This window comes from Streptococcus oralis ATCC 35037 (genome assembly GCF_900637025.1).
GTDB classification, from domain to species: Bacteria; Bacillota; Bacilli; order Lactobacillales; family Streptococcaceae; genus Streptococcus; species Streptococcus oralis.
In genome coordinates, this window is record NZ_LR134336.1 from 398,199 (window position 1) to 420,063 (window position 21,865).

Below are 21,865 nucleotides of genomic sequence, written 5' to 3' on the forward strand. Positions count from 1 at the left end.
AGACTGTAGAAGGATAACTGACCTTATCATCAGTATCCGAGAAAAATTTCACTTTATTTCACAGACTAACTAAAGGAGATATAATGGCAGACCGAGGCTTGCTAATCGTTTTTTCTGGTCCTTCAGGAGTTGGGAAAGGAACGGTTAGAAGAGAGATTTTTGAGAGTTCTGAGAATCAATTTCAATACTCTGTATCGATGACGACGCGTGCGCAACGTCCTGGTGAAGTGGACGGGGTGGACTATTTCTTCCGTACTCGTGAAGAGTTTGAAGAGCTGATCCGTCAAGGTCAGATGTTGGAATATGCAGAATATGTCGGTAACTACTATGGAACTCCTCTGACCTATGTCAATGAAACTCTGGACAAGGGAATCGATGTCTTTCTTGAGATTGAAGTCCAAGGAGCCCTTCAGGTTAAGAAAAAGGTTCCAGACGCTGTCTTTATCTTTCTAACGCCACCAGATTTGGATGAATTGCAAGATCGTTTGGTGGGTCGTGGAACAGATAGCGCGGAAGTGATTGCCCAACGAATCGAAAAAGCCAAGGAAGAAATTGCTCTCATGCGTGAGTATGATTATGCCATTGTCAACGATCAGGTGCCCCTCGCTGCTGAACGTGTCAAGCGTGTGATCGAAGCAGAACACTTCCGTGTGGACCGTGTCATTGGTCACTACCAGGAGATGTTGCCAAAATCTCCAACTACTCGATAAACTATAGGAAACAGGTACAAGCAAATGATGTTAAAACCCTCTATCGATACCTTGCTGGACAAGGTACCATCAAAATATTCACTCGTAATCTTGGAAGCAAAACGTGCCCACGAACTAGAAGCAGGTGCGCCAGCAACTCAAGAGTTTAAGTCTGAAAAATCAACTCTTCGTGCTTTGGAAGAAATCGAGTCTGGAAATGTAACCATTCACCCAGATCCAGAAGGAAAACGTGAAGCAGTTCGTCTCCGTATCGAAGAAGAAAAACGCCGCAAAGAAGAAGAAGAAAAGAAAATCAAAGAGCAAATTGCTAAAGAAAAAGAAGATGGTGAAAAAATTTAAGGTTGGGGGGACTCAATCTTATTTTTTCTATTGCAAGAATGTACTGACAAGAAGGAGGTGAGAAGATGACTATCGCAAAGATTATCGTGGATGTTCCCCTGATGCAGACGGACCAGCCCTATAGTTATAAGGTCCCAGAGGAATTTGAAGAGATGCTGGAAGTCGGTATGCGGGTCCATGTCCCCTTCGGTAAAGGCAATCGTTTGATCCAAGGAATTGTGCTAGGCTTGGAGTCCCAGTCGGATGAAGAAGTGGCTGATCAGGACTTGAAAGAGATTGCAGAAGTCCTAGACTTTTCTCCCGTCTTGACTCAGGAGCAACTTTGGCTAGCTGAGGAATTACGCAAGTCCGTCTTTTCTTACAAAATCTCCATCCTAAAAGCCATGCTTCCAGGATTTTTAAACTCCAGTTATGATAAGATTCTCTATCCTCTGGAAGGTCTGAGTCAGGCAGACCGAGAGCGTCTGTTTGGTTCAGAAGATTCGCTAGCCTTTTCTTCTCTAGACCTTGCTAAGCAGGCAGAAATGATGCGCTTGACCAGGAAAGGTTTGCTCCGCCTAGAATACCAGGCAGTCGATCAAAAGAAGGTCAAGACCCAGTCTTGGTATGAGGTTGATGCTACTCGACTAGAGAAGATTGAGATTTCTGCGCGTGCTAAGAAAAAGGCAGAGCTGAGAGACTATTTGCTAGCTCATCCTGAAAGCGCTCCTCTGGCTAGTTTGTTAGATTCCTACTCACGGGAGCAAGTCAACTTCTTTGTGGAACAAGGTGCTGTGTCTATAGTCCAAAAGGAAGTGCAACGTTCAGCTGCTTATTTTGAAGGCATTGAAGCAAGTACACCTTTGGAGCTGAACCCAGAGCAAAGACAAGCTCGCGATGCGGTTGTCAGTGCTATTGGTAGTCAACAGCCTCCATTCCTCCTTCAAGGGATTACAGGAAGTGGGAAAACGGAGGTTTACTTGCAGATTATCCAAGGAGCCTTGGATAAGGGTAAGACGGCTATTTTGCTGGTGCCTGAGATTTCTCTGACGCCACAAATGACGGAGCGTTTTATTGCTCGATTTGGTGAGAAAGTAGCCATTCTTCACTCAGGCCTGTCCAATGGTGAAAAGTACGACGAATGGCGCAAGGTTGAGCGTGGCGATGCCCAAGTTGTTGTTGGCGCTCGATCAGCTATCTTTGCTCCTTTGAAAAATCTAGGTGTTATAATTATCGACGAAGAGCATGAAGCTAGCTACAAACAAGACAGCAATCCCCGTTATCATGCTAGAGAGGTCGCCATTCTACGGGCCCAGTACAATCAAGCAGCCCTAGTCCTTGGCTCAGCGACACCGAGCTTAGAGAGCCGTGCGCGTGCTGGAAAAGGTGTCTATCAACACTTACGTCTGACCCAACGGGCCAATCCTTTAGCCACTATTCCTGAAGTTCAAGTGATTGACTTTCGGGACTATATCGGGCAGAATGAGACATCAAACTTTACGCCTCCTTTGCTAGAGGCCATTCGAGACCGTTTGGATAAAAAAGAACAGGCAGTCCTCATGCTCAACCGTCGGGGTTATTCTAGTTTTGTTATGTGTCGGGAGTGTGGAACGGTAGATAGCTGTCCCAACTGTGATATTTCTCTGACTCTCCACATGGATACCAAGACCATGAACTGCCATTACTGTGGATTTTCAAAGGGGATTCCTCATGTCTGTCCCAACTGTCAAAGCCGCAGTATTCGTTACTACGGGACGGGGACTCAGAAAGCTTACGATGAACTGGCAGAACTCTTTCCTCAGGCTCGCATTCTGCGGATGGATGTGGATACGACCCGCAAGAAAGGCAGTCACCAAGCTCTTCTTGACCAGTTTGGCCGAGGGGAAGCAGATATCTTATTGGGAACTCAGATGATTGCTAAGGGCTTGGATTTTCCAAATGTGACCCTAGTCGGAGTCCTCAATGCGGATACAGCCTTGAATCTGCCTGATTTCCGTTCTTCTGAGAGAACCTTCCAACTCTTAACTCAGGTGGCAGGACGGGCAGGTCGTGCGGAAAAAGCTGGGCAGGTCTTGATTCAGTCATACAATCCGGAGCACTATGCCATTCGTTTTGCCAAGGAACAGGACTATGAAGGTTTTTACGCCTATGAAATGAGTATTAGGCGTCAACTCGGCTATCCACCTTATTATTTCACCATTGGGATTACCCTCTCTCACAAGAAAGAAGAAGAGGTTGTCAAACGTGCCTATGAAGTTATGGGAATTTTGCGCTCAGGTTTATCGGAAACTAGTAAAATCCTTGGACCAACGCCAAAACCCATTGCCCGTACTCACAACCTTTATCATTACCAGATTTTGATTAAATACCGTTTAGAAGATGAGCTGGGACAGACTCTCAATCGAGTTTTGGCCTTGACTCAAGAACGGGAAAATAGCGAGCTTCGTCTCAGCATTGACCACGAACCGCAGCAATTTTTATAAGAAGGAGAAGAAATGACAAAACTAATCTTTATGGGGACACCCGACTTTTCAGCGACAGTCTTAAAAGGACTTTTGACAGATGACCGTTACGAGATTCTAGCTGTTGTGACCCAGCCAGATCGCGCTGTCGGTCGTAAAAAAGTCATCCAAGAAACCCCAGTCAAGCAGGCTGCCAAAGAAGCAGGCCTTCCTATCTACCAGCCTGAAAAATTATCTGGAAGTCCAGAGATGGAAGCCATTATGAAGCTAGGGGCAGATGGGATTGTGACCGCTGCTTTTGGGCAGTTCCTCCCAAGTAAACTTCTTGATAGCATGGATTTTGCGATCAACGTTCACGCTTCCCTTCTTCCAAAACACCGTGGTGGCGCCCCCATTCATTATGCCTTGATTCAAGGGGATGAGGAAGCTGGTGTGACCATTATGGAGATGGTTAAGGAAATGGATGCAGGAGATATGATTTCCCGTCGCAGTATTCCTATCACTGATGAGGATAATGTTGGAACCTTGTTTGAGAAATTAGCCATTGTTGGTCGTGACTTGCTTTTGGACACCCTTCCTGGCTATATTGCTGGGGAGATCAAGCCCGTGCCTCAGGACCCAAGCCAGGTCACTTTCTCGCCAAATATCAAACCAGAGGAAGAAAAATTGGACTGGAATAAGACTAACCGTCAACTCTTTAACCAAATTAGAGGCATGAATCCATGGCCTGTTGCCCACACTTTTCTCAAGGGAGACCGCTTTAAGATTTATGAAGCCCTGCCAGTAGAAGGTCAGGGTAATCCAGGTGAAATCCTCTCTATCGGCAAGAAGGAATTGATTGTCGCAACGGCAGAAGGAGCTTTGTCTCTCAAACAAGTGCAGCCAGCAGGCAAACCTAAGATGGATATTGCTTCCTTCCTCAACGGAGTTGGACGTACATTGACTATAGGAGAACGATTTGGTGACTAAAGTAGAAACGGCTAGAAGTCTAGCTCTAGCAGTGCTAGAGGATGTTTTGGTTAACCAAGCATATTCCAATATTGCCTTAAATAAACACCTCAAAGGCAGTCAATTCTCAGCAGCAGATAAGGGCTTGGTGACAGAGATTGTCTACGGTACGGTAGCCCGAAAACTAACTCTGGAATGGTACCTGTCCCACTTTATCCAAGACAGAGATAAGTTAGATAACTGGCTCTATATCCTGCTCCTTCTGAGCGCCTACCAACTTCGGTATCTGGATAAGATTCCTAATCACGCTGTTGTTAATGAAGCGGTAGATCTAGCCAAAGCCCGTAAAAAAGGCAGTGAAAAATTAGTCAACGCCGTCCTGCGTCGTATCTTGCGAGAAGGCTGGCCAGACATTGACAGTATCAAACGCAAAAACAAGCGTGATTCCATTGCTTATTCTCTCCCAGTTTGGCTAGTTGCCAAGCTCAAGGAAGAATACGGAGAGGAGAGAGCCAAAGCCATCTTTAAAAGTCTCTTGGTGCGTAACAAAGCCAGCATCCGGGTGACTGACTTGAGTCGAAAAGAGGAAATCAAAGCCGTGTTAGAGGCGGCTGATTCCCCTTTGGCTGCCACTGGTCTGGTCAAGGAGCAAGGCCACTTTGCAGGACATGATTTGTTCGCAGAAGGGGCTATAACCATCCAAGACGAGTCCAGTCAACTGGTTGCTCCGACTCTTGATCTACAAGGTGATGAACAGGTCCTGGATGCCTGTGCGGCTCCTGGTGGGAAAACAGCCCATATGGCTTCTTACCTCACATCTGGTAAGGTGACGGCTTTGGATCTTTATGATCATAAGTTGGACTTGATCCAAGAAAATGCGGAGCGTCTGGGTGTGGCAGATCGAGTGCAAACGCAAAAATTGGATGCCAGAAAAGTGCATGAGTTTTTCGGTCGGGACTCTTTTGATAAGATTTTAGTAGATGCTCCCTGTTCTGGAATTGGACTTTTACGTCGCAAACCAGACATCAAATACAATAAAGAAACAGCAGATTTCACATCATTACAGGAAATTCAGCTGGAAATATTAGGTAGTGTTTGTCAAACGCTACGAAAAGGTGGTATAATAACTTATAGTACCTGTACTATTGTCTCAGAGGAGAACTTTCAAGTTGTTGAGGCGTTTTTAGAAAGTCATCCCGAGTTCGAGCAGGTTAAACTAGAACATGAATGTAAAGATATCCTGAAAGATGGCTGCATCCTGATTACTCCAGAATTGTATGGAAGTGATGGATTCTTTATCAGCCAATTTCGCAAGATATCAGAATAGGAAGGAACTGACACAATGGAAATAGCATTATTAACAGATGTTGGTCAGAAACGGACAAATAATCAGGACTATGTCAATCACTTTGTCAACCGAGCAGGACGCACTATGATCATCTTGGCTGACGGGATGGGAGGACACCGTGCAGGAAATATCGCTAGTGAGATGGCGGTAACAGACCTTGGTGTGGCTTGGGTGGATACCCAAATTGACTCAGTCAATGAAGTTCGTGAGTGGTTTGCCCACTACCTGGAGATTGAAAATCAAAAAATTCATCAACTAGGTCAGGACGAAGCATACAGAGGCATGGGAACAACGCTAGAAGCTGTTGCGTTTATTGACAACCAAGCCATCTATGCTCACATTGGAGATTCTCGTATCGGTTTGATTCGTGGAGAAGAATACCACCAGTTGACGAGTGACCATTCCTTGGTCAACGAATTGCTCAAGGCTGGTCAATTGACTCCAGAAGAAGCAGAAACTCACCCTCAAAAGAATATCATCACCCAGTCTATCGGACAAAAAGATGAAATCCAGCCAGATTTTGGGATGATTACATTGGAGTCAGGAGATTATCTCTTGCTCAATAGTGATGGTTTGACCAATATGATTTCGGCAAGTGAGATTTATGATATCGTAACTAGCGATATTTCCCTAGCAGACAAGGCGGCAACCCTTATTCGTTTTGCTAACAATGCAGGAGGTTTAGACAACATTACGGTTGCCCTTGTTTACATGAACGAGGAGGCAGCAGAATGATCCAAATCGGCAAGATTTTTGCCGGGCGGTATCGGATTGTCAAGCAGATTGGTCGAGGAGGCATGGCAGATGTATACTTGGCCAAGGATTTGATCCTAGACGGGGAAGAAGTGGCAGTGAAAGTCCTGAGGACCAACTACCAGACGGACCCGATTGCTGTGGCACGTTTCCAGCGGGAAGCGAGGGCCATGGCGGATCTGGACCATCCTCATATCGTTCGGATAACAGATATTGGTGAGGAAGACGGTCAACAGTACCTAGCTATGGAATACGTAGCAGGCCTTGACCTCAAGCGTTATATTAAAGAACACTATCCTCTTTCAAATGAAGAAGCGGTTCGGATCATGGGGCAAATTCTCTTGGCGATGCGCTTAGCCCATACTCGAGGAATCGTTCACCGGGATTTGAAACCTCAAAATATCCTCTTGACACCTGACGGCACAGCTAAGGTCACGGACTTTGGGATTGCCGTAGCCTTTGCGGAGACCAGTCTGACTCAGACAAACTCGATGCTGGGTTCTGTTCATTATTTGTCACCTGAGCAAGCGCGTGGTTCTAAAGCGACCTTCCAGAGTGATATCTATGCAATGGGGATTATCTTCTATGAGATGCTGACTGGTCATATTCCTTACGATGGGGATAGTGCAGTTACGATTGCTCTCCAGCATTTCCAGAAGCCACTTCCGTCCGTCATAGCTGAAAACCCATCTGTCCCTCAGGCTTTAGAAAATGTTGTCATCAAGGCGACTGCTAAGAAGCTGTCAGACCGTTATCAGTCTGTTTCAGAAATGTATGTGGACTTGTCAACTAGCTTGTCTTATAATCGTCGGAATGAACCGAAACTGGTCTTTGACGATGCGAGTAAGGCAGACACTAAGGCTTTACCAAAAGTTCCACAAAGTACACTGACATCGATTCCTAAAGCTCCGGCGCAGGAAGAACGCCCTCAGCCAAAGAAAGCAACCCAACCAGTCGCTGAGCCAGCACCTGCGCCAAAGCCAGCTAAAAAACGGAAGTTTAAGGCTCGCTATATGATTCTTTTAGCTAGTCTTCTATTGGTTGCGGCCTCTTTGGTCTGGATTTTGTCTAGAACACCTGCAACGATTCCCATTCCTGATGTGGCTGGACAAACCGTTGCAGAGGCTAAGGAAGCTCTTAAAAAATCCAAATTTGAAGCTGGTGAAGAAAAGTCAGAGGCCAGCGATACAGTAGCAGAGGGACGTGTTATTCGAACGGATCCAGAAGCTGGTAGCGGCCGAAAAGAAGGAACCAAGGTTAATTTGATCGTTTCTTCTGGTAAGCAATCCTTCCAATTGAGCAATTATGTTGGACGCAAGTATACGGATGTCGTAGCCGAACTCAAGGAGAAGAAGGTTCCTGAAAATCTAATCAAGATGGAAGAGGAAGAATCCAATGAAAGCGAACCTGGAATCGTCATCAGACAGACCCCTGCTTCGGGTTCGACTTATGATCTCTCAAAAGCCACTACGATTACCTTAACAGTGGCTAAGAAGGTGACTAGTGTCAGCATGCCTAGCTACATTGGTTCAAGTCTCGAATTTACTAAGAATAATCTGACTCAGATTGTTGGAGTAAAAGAGGCTAATATCGAAGTTGTTGAAGTATCGACTGCCCCTGAAGGAACGGCAGAAGGAACTGTTGTAAGTCAAACGCCAAGAGCAGGAGAACTGGTTGATCTTGCAAGTACGCGTATCAAACTTTCCATCTACAAACCAAAAACACCACCGTCAACTTCATCCTCTAATCCTGCCCAACGTGGGAACCAGGGTTCTCCTACAAGTCCAAACCAGGGGAACCAACAAGGAAATCAACAAGGGCACACTCCTTCTAGCAGTTCATCCAATAATGAAGGATCTCACGAAAGTTCTCGAGATTAAACGAATCTTTGTCATGATTTCATGACAAAGATTTTTTTTCACAAGATTTTGTGATAAAATATAGGGAGTAGAAAAAGGAGGAGAAAATGGACGAATCGAGAGAGTTGAATGCCGTCATTGATGTGATTATGCTAGCAGGAACCATTCTCCTGAAAAGTGGCTCAGAGATTCATCGGGTCGAGGATACGATGATCCGTATTGCCCATTCGCAGGGAATATTGGATTGCAATGTTCTTGCCATGCCCGCAGCTATTTTCTTTTCTATTGAAAATACCAATATTTCTCGGATGAAACGGGTGACCTCATCCTCTTATAACATTGAAAAAGTTTGCGATGTCAACCAAGTATCACGGGAGCTTGTGGGCGGGCAGATTGATCTCTCGACAGCCTTTAAAAAGCTCAAAGAAATTGGTAATCAAGCCCTTCCTTATACAAAGTTCCAAGTGACTGTAGCAGCGACCCTCAGTGCCCCTTTCTTCTCGATTATGTTTGGGGGCAATGTTTATGACGCTTTTGGTGCAGCTATTGCAACTTTATTTGGATTTGCCTTCTCTCTCTATGTCGAGAAGTTTGTCCGCATTCCTTTTGTAACGGCCTTTGCAGGTGCCTTTGTTTTCGGCTTGATCGCCCAGTTCTGGGCCCGCTATACAGGCTTTCCTTCGACAGCAGACCTGATTATAGCAGGAGCGGTCATGCCCTTTGTTCCAGGGATTGCTCTGACAAATGCGGTACGGGATATCATGACCAACCATATCAACTCTGGTATGAGCAAGATGTTTGAATCCCTGCTCATTACCCTCGCTTTAGGGGCCGGTACCTCCGTCGCCCTAGTTTTGATGACATAAGATGACTCTAACAAGTATTTTACTCCAAGCAGTAGCGAGTTTACTCGCCATTATCACCTTTCTAATCGTACTGAATGTTCAACGCTCCATGCTCCTACCTGGTGGTATTTTGGGAATGGGTGTTTGGCTCCTCTATCTCGTGCTCAAAGAACCAACCAATGTTATTATTGCGACCTTTATCGCAGCAGTAATTGGCTCTTGCATCAGTCAGATTTTAAGTATTGTCTATAAGACACCAGCGGTGGTCTTTGTCTTGGCTATTCTTGCCCCCTTGGTGCCAGGTTATTTATCCTATCGAACGACAGCTTTCTTTGTGACAGGCGATTACAGCCATGCTATTGCCAGCGCGACTTTGGTGGTTATGTTAGCCCTCGTTATTTCTATTGGAATGGCAAGTGGAACGGTAATTCTAAAGCTTTATTACTACATCCGAAAACAACGAGGAATCTCTTCCTAATGCAGTCAAAGCAAAGACTTGATTTGTTGAATCAAGTCTTTTTTCTCTCTTTTGTTCCTATTTGTGATAAAATAGAATGAAACGATTTTTTACAATGAATGAAAAAACAGAGGTAAATATGACAATCGGTATTGATAAGATTGGTTTTGCGACCAGTCAATATGTCTTGAAATTACAAGACTTAGCAGAAGCGAGGGGAGTTGACCCCGAAAAATTTAGCAAGGGCCTCTTGTTAAATGAAATTAGTATTGCGCCACTGACTGAGGACATTGTTACCTTGGCAGCCAGTGCAAGCAACTCTATTTTAACAGAAAAAGAAAAAGAAGAAATCGATATGGTCATCGTGGCGACCGAGTCAGGGATTGACCAGAGTAAGGCAGCGGCAGTCTTTGTTCATGGCCTATTAGGCATTCAGCCTTTCGCCCGTAGCTTTGAAATCAAAGAAGCCTGCTATGGAGCGACAGCTGCCCTTCATTATGCCAAGTTGCATGTGGAAAATTCTCCAGAGTCTAAGGTTTTGGTCATTGCCAGTGATATTGCCAAGTATGGTGTGGGAACTCCAGGTGAGCCAACTCAGGGTGCTGGAAGTGTGGCGATGTTGATTACTCAGAATCCACGCATCATGGCCTTTAACAATGATAATGTTGCCCAAACACGCGACATCATGGATTTCTGGCGTCCGAACTACTCAAGCACTCCTTATGTAAACGGCATGTACTCGACCCAACAGTATCTTGATTGCCTGACAACGACTTGGGATGAATACAAGAAACGCTATGATTGGACGATGGATGACTTTGCGGCTATCTGCTTCCATTTGCCTTATCCTAAGTTGGCCCTAAAAGGCTTGCGCAAGATGATGGACAAGACTCTATCTCAGGAGAAGCAGGATAGTTTGCAAGAAAACTTTGATAAGTCCATTCTCTACAGTCAGATGATTGGGAATATCTACACAGGTTCCCTCTTCCTCGGGCTTCTCTCCCTTTTGGAAAATGCAGAAAATTTGAAAGCTGGAGATAAAATTGTCCTCTACAGTTACGGAAGTGGAGCGGTTTCAGAGTTCTTTAGTGGAGAACTGGTTGAAGGCTATGAGGCTTATCTCGACAAAGATCGCTTGAGCAAACTAAAGCAACGTACAGCATTGTCTGTTGCAGACTATGAAAAAGTCTTCTTCGAAGAATTGCAGTTGGATGAATCTGGTTCAGCCCAATTTGCAGGTTATGAACATCAAGACTATGCCTTGGTTGAAATTGTCGACCACCAACGCCGTTATAGCAAGGTTGAAAAATAATGAAGAGAAGTTGGAATGGATTTTCTAAAAAGTCATACCATGAGCGCCTTGAGTTACTGAAAGCTCAGGCGCTCCTTAGTCCTGAAAAGCAAACCAGTCTGGAGCAGGATGAACAAGTCAGCTTGGCAGTTGCAGACCAGCTGAGTGAGAATGTAGTGGGAACTTTTTCTCTGCCTTATTCCATTATTCCAGAGCTTGTGGTGAATGGTAAAGACTACACAGTTCCCTATGTGACAGAAGAACCCTCAGTGGTTGCTGCGGCCAGCTATGCTAGTAAAATCATCAAGCGAGCAGGTGGCTTTACTGCTCAAGTACATGAGCGCCAGATGATTGGTCAGGTAGCCCTTTATCAAGTTGCTGATCCTGAACAAGCGCAAGAAAAGATTGCCAGCAAGAAAGCCGAACTCTTGGAACTTGCCAATCAAGCCTATCCTTCTATCGTCAAACGTGGTGGCGGGGCGCGTGATTTGCATGTAGAGCAGATCAAGGGAGAAACAGACTTTCTCGTTGCTTATCTTCATGTCGATACTCAGGAAGCCATGGGAGCCAATATGCTCAACACCATGCTGGAGGCTTTGAAACCAGTCTTAGAAGAACTCAGTCAGGGACAGAGCCTTATGGGGATCCTGTCCAACTACGCGACTGATTCTCTGGTGACTGCAAGCTGTCGTATCGCCTTTCGCTACTTGAGTCCCCAAAGGGACCAAGGACGAGAAATTGCGGAGAAAATAGCCTTGGCCAGCCAGTTTGCGCAGGCTGATCCCTACCGAGCGGCTACCCATAATAAAGGGATTTTTAATGGTATTGATGCCATTTTAATCGCCACGGGTAATGACTGGCGTGCTATCGAAGCTGGGGCCCATGCCTTTGCCAGTCGAGACGGGCGCTATCAAGGTCTTAGTCAATGGACGCTGGACATGGAAAAAGAAGAATTGGTCGGCCAGATGACCCTGCCCATGCCGGTAGCGACCAAGGGTGGCTCTATCGGTCTCAACCCTCGTGTAGCCCTCAGTCATGAACTACTAGGAAATCCTTCAGCCAAGGAATTGGCTCAGATTATCGTGTCCATCGGTCTTGCCCAAAACTTTGCGGCCCTCAAAGCCTTAGTAAGTACGGGCATCCAGCAAGGCCACATGAAATTACAGGCCAAATCCCTAGCGCTCCTAGCAGGTGCTAGTGAGTCCGAGGTAGCTCCCCTCGTTGAGCGCCTCATCGCAGATAAAACCTTTAACTTAGAGACAGCCCAGCGCTATCTCGAAAACTTAAGATCATAAAAAACTCAGACGAATTCGTCTGAGTTTTCTTGTGTTTATACTCAATGAAAATCAAAAAGCAAATTAAGAAACTAGCCGCAGGCTGCTCAAAACACTGTTTTGAGGTTGCAGATGGAAGCTGACATGGTTTAAAGAGATTTTCGAAGAGTATTAAATACTTTTTCCTGGTAATAGTGTGACTGGTAAGAAGTAACTAGTTGTCGCGACCTCTTTGCCTTCAATCTTCTGTAAGAGAAGATCGACAGTGAGGTGGGCAATCTCTTTCATAGGTTGCTTAATCGTTGTCAGGTGAGGATAGTAGTTCTCGATAAAGTAGGTCCCATCATAGCCGATGACCTTGAGATCTTCAGGAACAGAAATTCCCAGCTCTTGAGCGATTTTGATAACCAGGATAGCTGTCAAATCATCTGAAGCAAAAATCGCATCTGGTTTCTGATGGGTCAAGATATTTTTGATTTCCATTTCTTTTCGGACGGGAGAAAAATCACTCGAAACATTGATAATAGGCGCTTTCGGGAGAATAGAGGCAAAGCCAGCATGGCGCAGTCCAGTCGGTGAGTTGGAATTGTCATTTCCTGTAATCATGATGATAGACTGGGCGCCAGTCTTGACCAAAGTTTGGGCTGCGAGGACACCGCCACCGTAGTTGTCAGAGGAGACGACAGGGATGTCTGGTGATAGATTTCGGTCAAAGGAAATGATCGGTGCTGTCACACGATTGTAGTCTTCGATTCCCAAGTTGTGACTTCCAGAAATGATACCATCGACCTGATTGGCCTCCAGCATTTCAATGTACTCTCGTTCTTTTTCAGAGTCGTGTTCGCTGTTGCAGATGATGGTCTTGTAGCCATTTTTGAAGAGTTGGTGTTCCAACTTGTCAATCAACTCCGCATAAAAGACATGACTGATGTTTGGAAAAATAAGTCCAATCAACTTGGCAGATTTTCCTTGGAGGCTTCGAGCCAGATTGTTGGGTTTGTAGCCCAATTCTCGCATGGCTTCATTAACCTTTTGAATGGTTTTCTCAGATAGATACCCCTTTTTATTGATGACCCGTGAGACGGTAGTAGGGCTGACGCCTGCAAGTTTTGCGACATCAGTTAGTTTTGCGACCATAATCTAATTCATAGTAAGTTCCAGTTGGGTTTCCAGACTTGATGAGGATACCATTTTGGTCTGCATGTGGGAAGACACGACCAGAAAATACTTTTTCTCCTTTATTGATGAAAATTTCAAAGACTGACTTGTCGATGAAGATAGTAGCAGTTGTAGCTTGGTTATTGATAGGGCAAGAACGAGTCGTACCAAATTCTTGGGCGTACTGTTCACCAGCCTGACTACGATCCACTGTCACCTGTCCATTGACAAGGTCAAAGTTGATTGAAAGCCCCTTGCCTTCTTTATCAGCAAGCAAGACAATCTCGCTTTGGCTATTGGTCTCCAAGTTGAGCTCGAGTTCATAGGTGTTATTGGTTTGAGTACGGTTTGAGACGACCTCTTCAGAAGAACGGAGTTCTTTGGTGGCTGCGACAGGGTATTGGTAGAGTTTGCCATCTTTGATAGTGAGTTCTTTGACCAATGAGAAGGTTCCTTGGTGGTCAAAACGGTCAGATGGGTAGGAAACATCTGGTAACCCAAGCCAACTTACTGCTAGTGCACGTCCATCTGGAGCGTTGAAGGCTTGCGTTGCATAGGCTTCAAAACCATAGTCTAGATTTTGCAATGGAGACACATCGACCATTTTGGCATTTTCAGGATCAAAGGAAGCCCCGATTTTGTACATGTTTGGATAGATATTGTCATAGTCTAGAATAGCCTTATCCAATCCTTGTGGGCAGTAGAGAAGGACAGGTTGCTCCCCTACAAAGACTAGATTTGGACATTCCATCATGTAGGCAGTGCGATCGTTAGCAAAGTCAAGTTCGCCAACTGCTTGCCAGTTGGTGTAGTCATTATCTATAGCCTTATAGAGACGGACGAAGCCTTTTTTCTCCAAGTCTTGACCACCCACGATGGCATAATATTGCCCCTTAAAGTTGAAAATTTGTGGGTCACGGAAGTGATCAGTAGAGTCTGATGGCTGGTCAATCAAGATCTTGTCAATCTTTGTAATCTTGCCATCCTTATCCATCAGAGCACCAATCTGGTAAGGGTGACGAATCCAATTTTCATCACGGACATTTCCAGTATAAAATAGGAACAACTGATCGCCAAACTGCATGGCAGAACCAGAGTAGGCACCGTGGCTATCTAATGGAGTATCTGGCAAAACTTTGACTCCAGTTTCTGTAAAGTGCACTAAATCATCACTTTCAAGCTGCACCCAAGACTTCAATCCATGGGCTGCACCGAAGGGGAAGTTTTGGTAAAAGAGAATCCATTTGCCATCAAAATAAGAAAAGCCATTTGGATCATTGAGAAGCCCCATTTTAGGCTCGACATGGTAACGAGTATGCCAAGGAGATTGTGCCATCTTTTCCTTGATTTGCTTGATTTCATCATTAGACCAGTCTTCATAGCGTCTGTAACGGCGCTCGGTTGTCCATTCCATTTTATCTTTCCTCCAAAAGTTCTATTCTATAATAATAGTAAACGTTTTCGGCAAAAAAAGCAAGTCTTTTATGTTAAAAAAAAGAAAAATATGTCAAACGATTGCCATGAATCAAGTAAAGGAAATCTGGCAAATTTTCACGAAAAAATGAAAGAAAATGTAAACAAAAGCCTTGATTCCTCAAGTATAAAGATATTTTTTTGAGGAAAAAGAGAATTTCCCTCAAAAACGAGCAAAAATAATCAGAGAAAAAAGAAAGGGAATAAAAATTTCTGCAAAACGCTTGACATATTTTAGAAACGTGATAAAATAATAGTCGTAGGGCGAATAAAATCGCTTTCAAACAAGAACAAAATTTTATAAGGAGATTTTTGCAAATGAACAATCAGGATATTGCAAAAAAAGTCATCGAAGCCCTTGGCGGACGTGAAAATGTCAACAGTGTTGCCCACTGTGCGACTCGTCTACGTGTCATGGTCAAAGATGAAGGGAAAATCAATAAGGAAGTGATTGAGAACTTGGATAAAGTTCAAGGAGCTTTCTTTAACTCAGGTCAATACCAAATCATCTTTGGTACTGGTACAGTAAACAAGATGTACGACGAAGTCGTTGCACTTGGTTTGCCAACCTCTTCTAAAGAAGACATGAAAGCAGAAGCTGCTAAACAAGGAAACTGGTTCCAACGTGCTATCCGTACTTTCGGTGATGTCTTCGTGCCAATCATCCCAGTTATTGTAGCAACTGGTCTCTTCATGGGTCTTCGTGGTCTCATGAACGCTCTTGGAATGACACTTCCAGATGATGTGAAGATTTACTCAGAAATCCTTACAGATACAGCCTTCATCATCTTGCCAGGTTTGGTTGTATGGTCAACCTTCCGCGTATTCGGTGGAAATCCAGCCGTTGGTATCGTCCTCGGTATGATGCTGGTTTCTGGTTCACTTCCAAACGCTTGGGCAGTAGCATCAGGTGGTGAAGTAACAGCTATGAACTTCTTTGGCTTCATTCCTGTTGTTGGTTTGCAAGGTTCTGTTCTTCCAGCCTTCATCATTGGGGTGGTCGGAGCCAAGTTTGAAAAAGGCCTCCGAAAAGTAGTTCCAGATGTCTTGGATCTCTTGGTGACACCGTTCGTGACACTTTTGGTCATGTCTATCCTTGGACTTTTTGTCATCGGACCAGTCTTCCACGTTGTTGAAAACTATATCCTTCTCGGAACAAAAGCAATTCTTGCTTTGCCATTTGGTCTTGGTGGTTTGGTCATCGGTGGGGTTCACCAATTGATTGTCGTATCAGGTGTGCACCACATCTTCAACTTACTTGAAGTGCAATTGCTTGCTGCGGACCATGCCAACCCATTCAACGCTATCATCACTGCTGCTATGACAGCTCAAGGGGCTGCAACTGTTGCGGTTGGTGTTAAAACGAAAAATCCTAAACTAAAAACACTTGCTTTCCCAGCTGCTCTTTCTGCCTTCCTCGGTATTACAGAGCCTGCTATCTTCGGGGTAAACTTACGTTTCCGTAAACCATTCTTCCTTTCATTGATTGCTGGTGCTATCGGTGGTGGATTGGCTTCAATCCTTGGACTTGCTGGTACTGGTAATGGTATCACCATCATCCCTGGTACAATGTTGTACGTTGGGAATGGTCAATTGTTCCAATACCTTCTTATGGTAGCTGTATCATTCGTTCTTGGTTTTGCCCTTACTTACATGTTTGGTTACGAGGACGAAAAAGAAGTTGCTTCTGAAGTAGCGACAGAACGTTTGGTTCAAGAAGAAACGACTGGTAACATTCCAGTAGCTCCTCAAAATGAAACAATCCAAACTCCGATCGTTGGGGACGTGGTTGCTCTTGAGAATGTTAACGACCCAGTCTTTTCAAGTGGTGCAATGGGACAAGGGATTGCAGTGAAACCAAGCCAAGGCGTGGTTTACGCACCAGCTGATGCAGAAGTATCGATTGCTTTTGCTACAGGACATGCTTATGGTTTGAAGACAGCAAATGGAGCTGAAATCTTGATCCACGTTGGTATCGACACGGTGACTATGAACGGTGAAGGCTTTGAACAAAAAGTTGCTCAAGGCGACAAGGTCAAAGCTGGTGACGTTCTTGGAACATTTGACTCAAACAAAATCGCTGCTGCAGGTCTTGATGATACAACAATGGTTATCGTAACCAACACAGCAGACTATGCTTCTGTGACACCAGTCGCAAGCGGTTCAGTTGTCAAGGGTGACGCTATCATCGAAGTGAAAGCCTAGTCCTCTTCGAAAATCAGATTTAAAAATAAAACGAACAAATATTATGTTTGTTCGTTTTTACTTGGATGGTAAGATTTACAGAGGAAAATCTAAAATATTGAGAAATCTAGCCCTTTAAAATGTGCTATAATAGAGAAAACAAAGATAAGAGGTTTATCATGACAAAATTATATGGAAGCTTAGAAGCGGGCGGTACAAAGTTTGTCTGTGCTGTCGGGGATGAAAATTTTAACATTGTAGAAAAAACACAGTTTCCTACAACAACTCCTATCGAGACTATCGATAAAACCATCGAGTTCTTTTCAAAATTCGACAATCTTGCAGGTCTTGCCATCGGTTCCTTCGGTCCTATCGATATCGATAAAAACTCAAAAACCTATGGCTTTATCACAACGACTCCAAAACCTCACTGGGCAAATGTAGACCTACTTGGTGCCCTACGTCGTGCCCTCAACGTACCCATGTATTTCACCACTGACGTAAATAGCTCTGCCTATGGTGAAGTAGTTGCTCGTAACAATGCTGGTGGTCGTATCGAAAACTTGGTTTACTACACGATCGGTACAGGGATTGGTGCAGGTGTTATCCAACGTGGTGAGTTTATCGGAGGTGTCGGTCACCCTGAGATGGGTCACTACTATGTGGCTAAACACCCAATGGACGAGGAAAAAGAATTTAACGGCGTTTGTCCTTTCCACAAGGGCTGTTTGGAAGGTTTTGCGGCTGGTCCAAGTCTCGAAGCCCGTACAGGTATTCGTGGTGAAAACATCGAACTCAACAGTTCTGTCTGGGATGTTCAAGCCTATTATATCGCTCAAGCTGCGGTCAATGCTACAGTGACTTTCCGTCCAGATGTGATCGTCTTTGGTGGTGGGGTTATGGCCCAACAACACATGCTGGACCGTGTGCGTGAGAAATTCACAGCTCTTCTCAATGGCTACCTACCAGTACCAGACGTGCGTGACTATATCGTGACGCCAGCAGTTGCAGGAAATGGTTCTGCCACACTTGGAAACTTTGTTCTTGCTAAGAGTGTCGCAAAATAAAATAAACAAAACATCCGCTTGGGAAACCAAACGGATTTTTCTATTCTCAAAACATCTGCCAGAAGAAATCAATAATGTAGGTCAAACCATAAGTATAAACCACTAGGGTAAAGGGTTTGGTCAAAATGATAATAATCATATAGCGCTTGAAGGTCATCTTGGTCAGGGCAGCCAGCATACAGAGAAAGTCAGCTGGGCTGACAGGCCAGATCATCATAAAGATAAAGAACCGCTCGAAACGATTGCCCTTATCTAGCCAGCCGATGTATTTGTCATAGGTGCGCTTGCTGACGACGGACTGAACAAAGGCGGCTCCGTAGAGGCGCACAAGGTAAAAGATAATGGCACAGCCAATTACGATGCCGATATAGTTATAGATAGTCCCGATGATGTGGCCGTAAATAAAGACCCCAGCCACTGAGGTCAAAGCTCCCGGAATGATCGGAACGACGGTTTGTAAGATCTGTAAAAAGATAAAGAGTGGTGGTCCCCAAACCCCAGCTTGCTGGATAAAGGCCGATAGGGTTTCCTTGGACTGTAAAACACCCGCCTGATAGGCCCAAATACAGAAAATCAAGGTGCCGACTCCCCCGACGATAGATGAGATATTAATGACTTGCTGTAGAAGGGGAGAAACAGCTTTCATTTGCTTATCCTGTGACATGTAAACTCCTCATAGATAGTATGATACTACTATACCATATTTTGATAATAAAAACTATCTGGATTATCTGACTGGTGAAATAAGTGTGGTAAAATGAGAATAAGAAAATGATGGTATAGAATGAGGGGGTATCATGTTAGGTTTAAACTTTAAAGGAAGCTGGCGCCAATATCAAAAACAGGTCTTGGATCTTTTTCAGGACTATCAAGCAGACGGTCATGTTCATCTAGTGGCTGCTCCAGGGTCTGGAAAGACAACCATTGGTATCGAGCTAATCGCTCGTTTTGGCAACCCAGCCCTTGTTTTAGTTCCGACTGTCACCATTCGTGAACAATGGGTGGACAGGATTCAAACAGCCTTTCTAGAGAACGAACAGAAGATTTCAGATCTCGTTTCCCAAAACTTAAAGGAGATGAAGGCATTAACAATTGTGACCTATCAGGCTTTTCATAGTGCCATGAACCAACTTCAATCACAAGAAGATGGAGAAGCAGAGGATTTTGTGGGGTTTGATTTGCTTGCAAGCCTAAGAGCTCAGAAAGTTGCGACTCTTTGTTTGGACGAATGCCACCACCTGCGCAATGAATGGTGGAAAAGTCTGGAAGCCTTTCGCAAGCAGTATGGACCGCTGAAACTCATCTCCCTGACAGCGACACCACCTTATGACAGCGATCCTGAACTCTGGGAACGCTATATCCGTATGTGTGGGGAAATCGACCAAGAAATCACGGTACCTGAACTAGTCAAGGAAGACACTCTTTGCCCTCATCAGGATTTTGTCTATATGTGTTCACCAACAGCTGAAGAGGCGGAACGTCTCAAACGGTTTGAGGAGACTAAGTGGGACTATATTCATCACCTTATAGTTGATCCTGATTTTCAAACATTTGTAGCAGGGTCTAAGGTCCTCAAAGGGGATATTTCATCTGATTTGCTCTTAGAAGATCCCAAGTTCTTGTCTGCTATGTTGATTTATATGCATTCTCAGGGGTTAACGATTCCTTCCTCTTTACAAAATTTACTGGGAACCCAGAAGCTTCCAGCATTGACCTCCTACTGGCTGGAGACGCTGTTGCAGAGCATACTCTATCAGACACCAGATTGGTATGAGGATCCAGATGGATATAGGAAAAAGTTAGAGGCTGACTTGAAGGCGCGTGGCTTGGTGGAAAAACGTCAGGTTTATCTGGTTAAGTCTAAGGCTTCTGACCAGCTTTTAACCCAATCTCTGGGGAAGTTGTCTGCCATTGTCGATATCTTTTTGACGGAGTATGAGAGTCTAGGTCAGGAACTGAGACAGTTAGTACTAGCTGACTATATTCGCAAGGATTTTGCTACCTATCTGGGAGATAATCAGGCAACCATTTCTCAGTTGGGGGTTCTCCCTTATTTTGAAAGCATTCGTCGAAAAGCTCAGGAGCAAGAGATTCCTGTATCTTTGGCTGTCTTGTCAGGTAGTGTAGTAATTTTGCCTACCGATGTGGTAGCAGAGTTGAAGGAACTCTTGCCTCAGGTTCCTCTTAGTTTCTCATCTATTGGTCACTTAGATCAAAAAGATTATGTGCAGGTTGGTTTTCCAAGCTCAGCTAAGGGAATCGTAGCGACAGTGACGGAGCTTTTTCAACGAGGGCGGATTCAAGTCCTAGTCGGAACCAAATCTCTCCTCGGAGAGGGTTGGGATGCTCCTTGTGTTAATTCCCTAATCCTCGGAAGCTTTGTGGGGAGCTTTATGCTGAGTAACCAGATGCGTGGCCGTGCCATTCGTATCTGGCCGTGCCATCCAGAAAAGACCAGTAACATCTGGCATCTGGTAGCCGTTCAAGCGCAAGCACTTATCACTCTTCCTGGTGAGGAGTCTAGACCAGAGAGCAATCAGGATCTGCAGACCTTGTCGCGACGGATGGAGCATTTTCTTGGCTTGGCCTATAATCAGGAGAGTATTGAGACCGGTTTGGATCGTTTGGATTTTCCAAAGCCCCCTTTTAAGAAAAAGCAAATTAGTGAGTACAATGAGCGAGTTAAGAGTCTCTCCAAGGATCGAGCAGGCTTGAGACTAAAATGGCAAGATGCTCTTGTCGTAGCGGATCAGTTCGAGATAGTTACAGAAGTCGCAACCCAAAAACAGAAAATCCCAGTTATGCTCTTGCTTGATGCATTAAAATGGGTTCGCATGTCATTGCTCCTGTTGGCAGTAGATTTGTTGGTCTTGCTATTTAGACTGAGACTGATTGGTGTTTGGTGGCTTACAGTAGCCTGTCTCCTCTTTTTGGTCTTTGCATCTTGGCGCTACCTCTGCTATAAGAGTCCTTATAAACGCTTGCAGTCTCTGGGTGAGCAAATCCGAAAGGCTATGCTAGATTCGGGGCATCTAACGGATGATCAATCCCGTGTTCAGGTAGAGGAGAATAAGGAAAATTACATGGTCTTTGCCTATCTCAAGGGAGGAAGCATGAGGGACAAGGAGTTGTTTGCTCAGACTGTGGGAGAGTTCTTTGCTCCAGTGGACAACCAGCGCTATCTCTTGAAGGCAGAGAAAGTCCGGCAAGGTCAGTCACCTTACTATGTCGTGCCAAGTCTTTTTGACAAGCGCAAGGAAGAAGCACAGAAATTCCTCGACTTTCTGACGCCGACTATCGGACATTATCATCTCGTCTACACACGAACAGAGGCCGGACGGAAAACCCTTCTCGAAGCTCGTATCCAAGCTCTCTCTAACAAAAACGACCGTACCTTGACTAAGAAGAAAGTTAAAAGCCAGTTGGAGTAGGGGAGGTAGCTATTCGAAGTTTCGAAGATATGAATTCACTAAAGTTTATATGCATTCTAAACTTAGAATGACAAGAAATACATAAATTTATGGGCATTCTAAGCTTCGAATGGTCTAGCTGAGAAAGTTTTGGAGTCTTCGAGCTTTCGAATAGTCGTCTTTCCTAAAGTTTAGATGTATTCTAAAGTTAGAAGAGTTAAAATCTAAAAATAGTAAGAGTCTCTAGCTGACAGACAGATATGTTTCCAGTCAGATAGAGATTTTTTGTTTTGGAAATAAAAGATTTG

The 21,865-nt window shown here is 44.6% G+C and carries 17 protein-coding genes; 14 read left to right on the forward strand and 3 right to left on the reverse strand.

The genetic code is table 11. The features are described from left to right. Window positions 1-83: 83 nt before the first annotated feature. From gmk to EL140_RS02045, 11 genes are all read left to right on the forward strand, one after another. Window positions 84-710, forward strand: coding sequence for a guanylate kinase (gmk, locus tag EL140_RS01995; protein ID WP_000775041.1), 627 nt, complete (start codon window positions 84-86; stop codon window positions 708-710). Window positions 711-734: 24 nt separating this feature from the next. Next, window positions 735-1,049 carry a DNA-directed RNA polymerase subunit omega gene (gene rpoZ, locus EL140_RS02000; protein ID WP_002874282.1) on the forward strand — a complete coding sequence of 105 codons (315 nt, stop codon included), beginning with the start codon at window positions 735-737 and terminating at the stop codon, window positions 1,047-1,049. A gap of 65 nt (window positions 1,050-1,114) precedes the next feature. Further along, window positions 1,115-3,511, forward strand: coding sequence for a primosomal protein N' (locus tag EL140_RS02005; RefSeq protein ID WP_000150595.1), 2,397 nt, complete (start codon window positions 1,115-1,117; stop codon window positions 3,509-3,511). 12 nt (window positions 3,512-3,523) lie between these two features. Next, window positions 3,524-4,459 carry a methionyl-tRNA formyltransferase gene (gene fmt, locus EL140_RS02010; protein WP_000163670.1) on the forward strand — a complete coding sequence of 312 codons (936 nt, stop codon included), beginning with the start codon at window positions 3,524-3,526 and terminating at the stop codon, window positions 4,457-4,459. Beyond that, entirely contained in the window at window positions 4,452-5,765 is a 1,314-nt protein-coding gene (rsmB, locus tag EL140_RS02015) for a 16S rRNA (cytosine(967)-C(5))-methyltransferase RsmB (RefSeq protein WP_002874284.1), read from the forward strand. The genes fmt and rsmB overlap by 8 nt, the downstream gene beginning before the upstream one ends. Before the next feature lie 15 nt (window positions 5,766-5,780). Beyond that, window positions 5,781-6,521, forward strand: coding sequence for a Stp1/IreP family PP2C-type Ser/Thr phosphatase (locus tag EL140_RS02020; RefSeq protein ID WP_000401527.1), 741 nt, complete (start codon window positions 5,781-5,783; stop codon window positions 6,519-6,521). Next, window positions 6,518-8,419 carry a Stk1 family PASTA domain-containing Ser/Thr kinase gene (gene pknB, locus EL140_RS02025; protein WP_000614521.1) on the forward strand — a complete coding sequence of 634 codons (1,902 nt, stop codon included), beginning with the start codon at window positions 6,518-6,520 and terminating at the stop codon, window positions 8,417-8,419. Before EL140_RS02020 ends, pknB begins: the two co-directional genes overlap by 4 nt. Window positions 8,420-8,505: 86 nt before the next feature. Next, window positions 8,506-9,264, forward strand: coding sequence for a threonine/serine exporter family protein (locus EL140_RS02030; protein WP_000344539.1), 759 nt, complete (start codon window positions 8,506-8,508; stop codon window positions 9,262-9,264). A gap of 1 nt (window position 9,265) precedes the next feature. Next, window positions 9,266-9,721: a threonine/serine exporter family protein gene (locus EL140_RS02035; protein WP_000176902.1), complete on the forward strand. Its 456-nt coding sequence runs from the start codon at window positions 9,266-9,268 to the stop codon at window positions 9,719-9,721. A 118-nt stretch (window positions 9,722-9,839) separates the two neighbouring features. Next, window positions 9,840-11,012 carry a hydroxymethylglutaryl-CoA synthase gene (locus EL140_RS02040; RefSeq protein WP_004181031.1) on the forward strand — a complete coding sequence of 391 codons (1,173 nt, stop codon included), beginning with the start codon at window positions 9,840-9,842 and terminating at the stop codon, window positions 11,010-11,012. Further along, window positions 11,012-12,286: a hydroxymethylglutaryl-CoA reductase, degradative gene (locus EL140_RS02045; RefSeq protein ID WP_000831271.1), complete on the forward strand. Its 1,275-nt coding sequence runs from the start codon at window positions 11,012-11,014 to the stop codon at window positions 12,284-12,286. The genes EL140_RS02040 and EL140_RS02045 overlap by 1 nt, the downstream gene beginning before the upstream one ends. 150 nt (window positions 12,287-12,436) lie before the next feature. On the opposite strand, the gene EL140_RS02050 is transcribed toward EL140_RS02045, so the two are convergent. Next, window positions 12,437-13,402 carry a LacI family DNA-binding transcriptional regulator gene (locus tag EL140_RS02050; RefSeq protein WP_000225985.1) on the reverse strand — a complete coding sequence of 322 codons (966 nt, stop codon included), beginning with the start codon at window positions 13,400-13,402 and terminating at the stop codon, window positions 12,437-12,439. After that, window positions 13,383-14,837: a sucrose-6-phosphate hydrolase gene (locus EL140_RS02055; protein WP_000455338.1), complete on the reverse strand. Its 1,455-nt coding sequence runs from the start codon at window positions 14,835-14,837 to the stop codon at window positions 13,383-13,385. Before EL140_RS02055 ends, EL140_RS02050 begins: the two co-directional genes overlap by 20 nt. 377 nt (window positions 14,838-15,214) lie before the next feature. Between EL140_RS02055 and EL140_RS02065 the strand changes: the two genes are divergently transcribed. Continuing rightward, window positions 15,215-17,101, forward strand: a complete 1,887-nt coding sequence (locus EL140_RS02065; protein WP_001064514.1) for a sucrose-specific PTS transporter subunit IIBC — start codon at window positions 15,215-15,217, stop codon at window positions 17,099-17,101. A 158-nt stretch (window positions 17,102-17,259) separates the two neighbouring features. Then, window positions 17,260-18,147: a fructokinase ScrK gene (gene scrK / locus EL140_RS02070; RefSeq protein ID WP_000164278.1), complete on the forward strand. Its 888-nt coding sequence runs from the start codon at window positions 17,260-17,262 to the stop codon at window positions 18,145-18,147. Window positions 18,148-18,193: 46 nt separating this feature from the next. Here scrK and EL140_RS02075 read toward each other — a convergent pair whose 3' ends face one another. Then, window positions 18,194-18,811 carry a TVP38/TMEM64 family protein gene (locus tag EL140_RS02075; RefSeq protein WP_000076176.1) on the reverse strand — a complete coding sequence of 206 codons (618 nt, stop codon included), beginning with the start codon at window positions 18,809-18,811 and terminating at the stop codon, window positions 18,194-18,196. Between the two features lie 133 nt (window positions 18,812-18,944). On the opposite strand from EL140_RS02075, the gene EL140_RS02080 reads away from it, so the two are divergent. Beyond that, the gene (locus tag EL140_RS02080; RefSeq protein ID WP_000901151.1) at window positions 18,945-21,578 is read left to right on the forward strand and encodes a DEAD/DEAH box helicase family protein; all 2,634 of its coding nucleotides are present in this window, start codon (window positions 18,945-18,947) and stop codon (window positions 21,576-21,578) included. Window positions 21,579-21,865 lie beyond the last annotated feature (287 nt).

Excerpts from the sequence above, each read along its gene's own strand:
- gmk (WP_000775041.1), top strand. The coding sequence starts at position 84 with ATGGCAGACCGAGGCTTGCTAATCGTTTTTTCTGGTCCTTCAGGAGTT.
- rpoZ (WP_002874282.1), top strand. The coding sequence starts at position 735 with ATGATGTTAAAACCCTCTATCGATACCTTGCTGGACAAGGTACCATCA.
- EL140_RS02005 (WP_000150595.1), top strand. The coding sequence starts at position 1,115 with ATGACTATCGCAAAGATTATCGTGGATGTTCCCCTGATGCAGACGGAC.
- fmt (WP_000163670.1), top strand. The coding sequence starts at position 3,524 with ATGACAAAACTAATCTTTATGGGGACACCCGACTTTTCAGCGACAGTC.
- EL140_RS02020 (WP_000401527.1), top strand. The coding sequence starts at position 5,781 with ATGGAAATAGCATTATTAACAGATGTTGGTCAGAAACGGACAAATAAT.
- pknB (WP_000614521.1), top strand. The coding sequence starts at position 6,518 with ATGATCCAAATCGGCAAGATTTTTGCCGGGCGGTATCGGATTGTCAAG.
- EL140_RS02030 (WP_000344539.1), top strand. The coding sequence starts at position 8,506 with ATGGACGAATCGAGAGAGTTGAATGCCGTCATTGATGTGATTATGCTA.
- EL140_RS02035 (WP_000176902.1), top strand. The coding sequence starts at position 9,266 with ATGACTCTAACAAGTATTTTACTCCAAGCAGTAGCGAGTTTACTCGCC.
- EL140_RS02040 (WP_004181031.1), top strand. The coding sequence starts at position 9,840 with ATGACAATCGGTATTGATAAGATTGGTTTTGCGACCAGTCAATATGTC.
- EL140_RS02045 (WP_000831271.1), top strand. The coding sequence starts at position 11,012 with ATGAAGAGAAGTTGGAATGGATTTTCTAAAAAGTCATACCATGAGCGC.
- EL140_RS02050 (WP_000225985.1), bottom strand. The coding sequence starts at position 13,402 with ATGGTCGCAAAACTAACTGATGTCGCAAAACTTGCAGGCGTCAGCCCT.
- EL140_RS02055 (WP_000455338.1), bottom strand. The coding sequence starts at position 14,837 with ATGGAATGGACAACCGAGCGCCGTTACAGACGCTATGAAGACTGGTCT.
- EL140_RS02065 (WP_001064514.1), top strand. The coding sequence starts at position 15,215 with ATGAACAATCAGGATATTGCAAAAAAAGTCATCGAAGCCCTTGGCGGA.
- scrK (WP_000164278.1), top strand. The coding sequence starts at position 17,260 with ATGACAAAATTATATGGAAGCTTAGAAGCGGGCGGTACAAAGTTTGTC.
- EL140_RS02075 (WP_000076176.1), bottom strand. The coding sequence starts at position 18,811 with ATGTCACAGGATAAGCAAATGAAAGCTGTTTCTCCCCTTCTACAGCAA.
- EL140_RS02080 (WP_000901151.1), top strand. The coding sequence starts at position 18,945 with ATGTTAGGTTTAAACTTTAAAGGAAGCTGGCGCCAATATCAAAAACAG.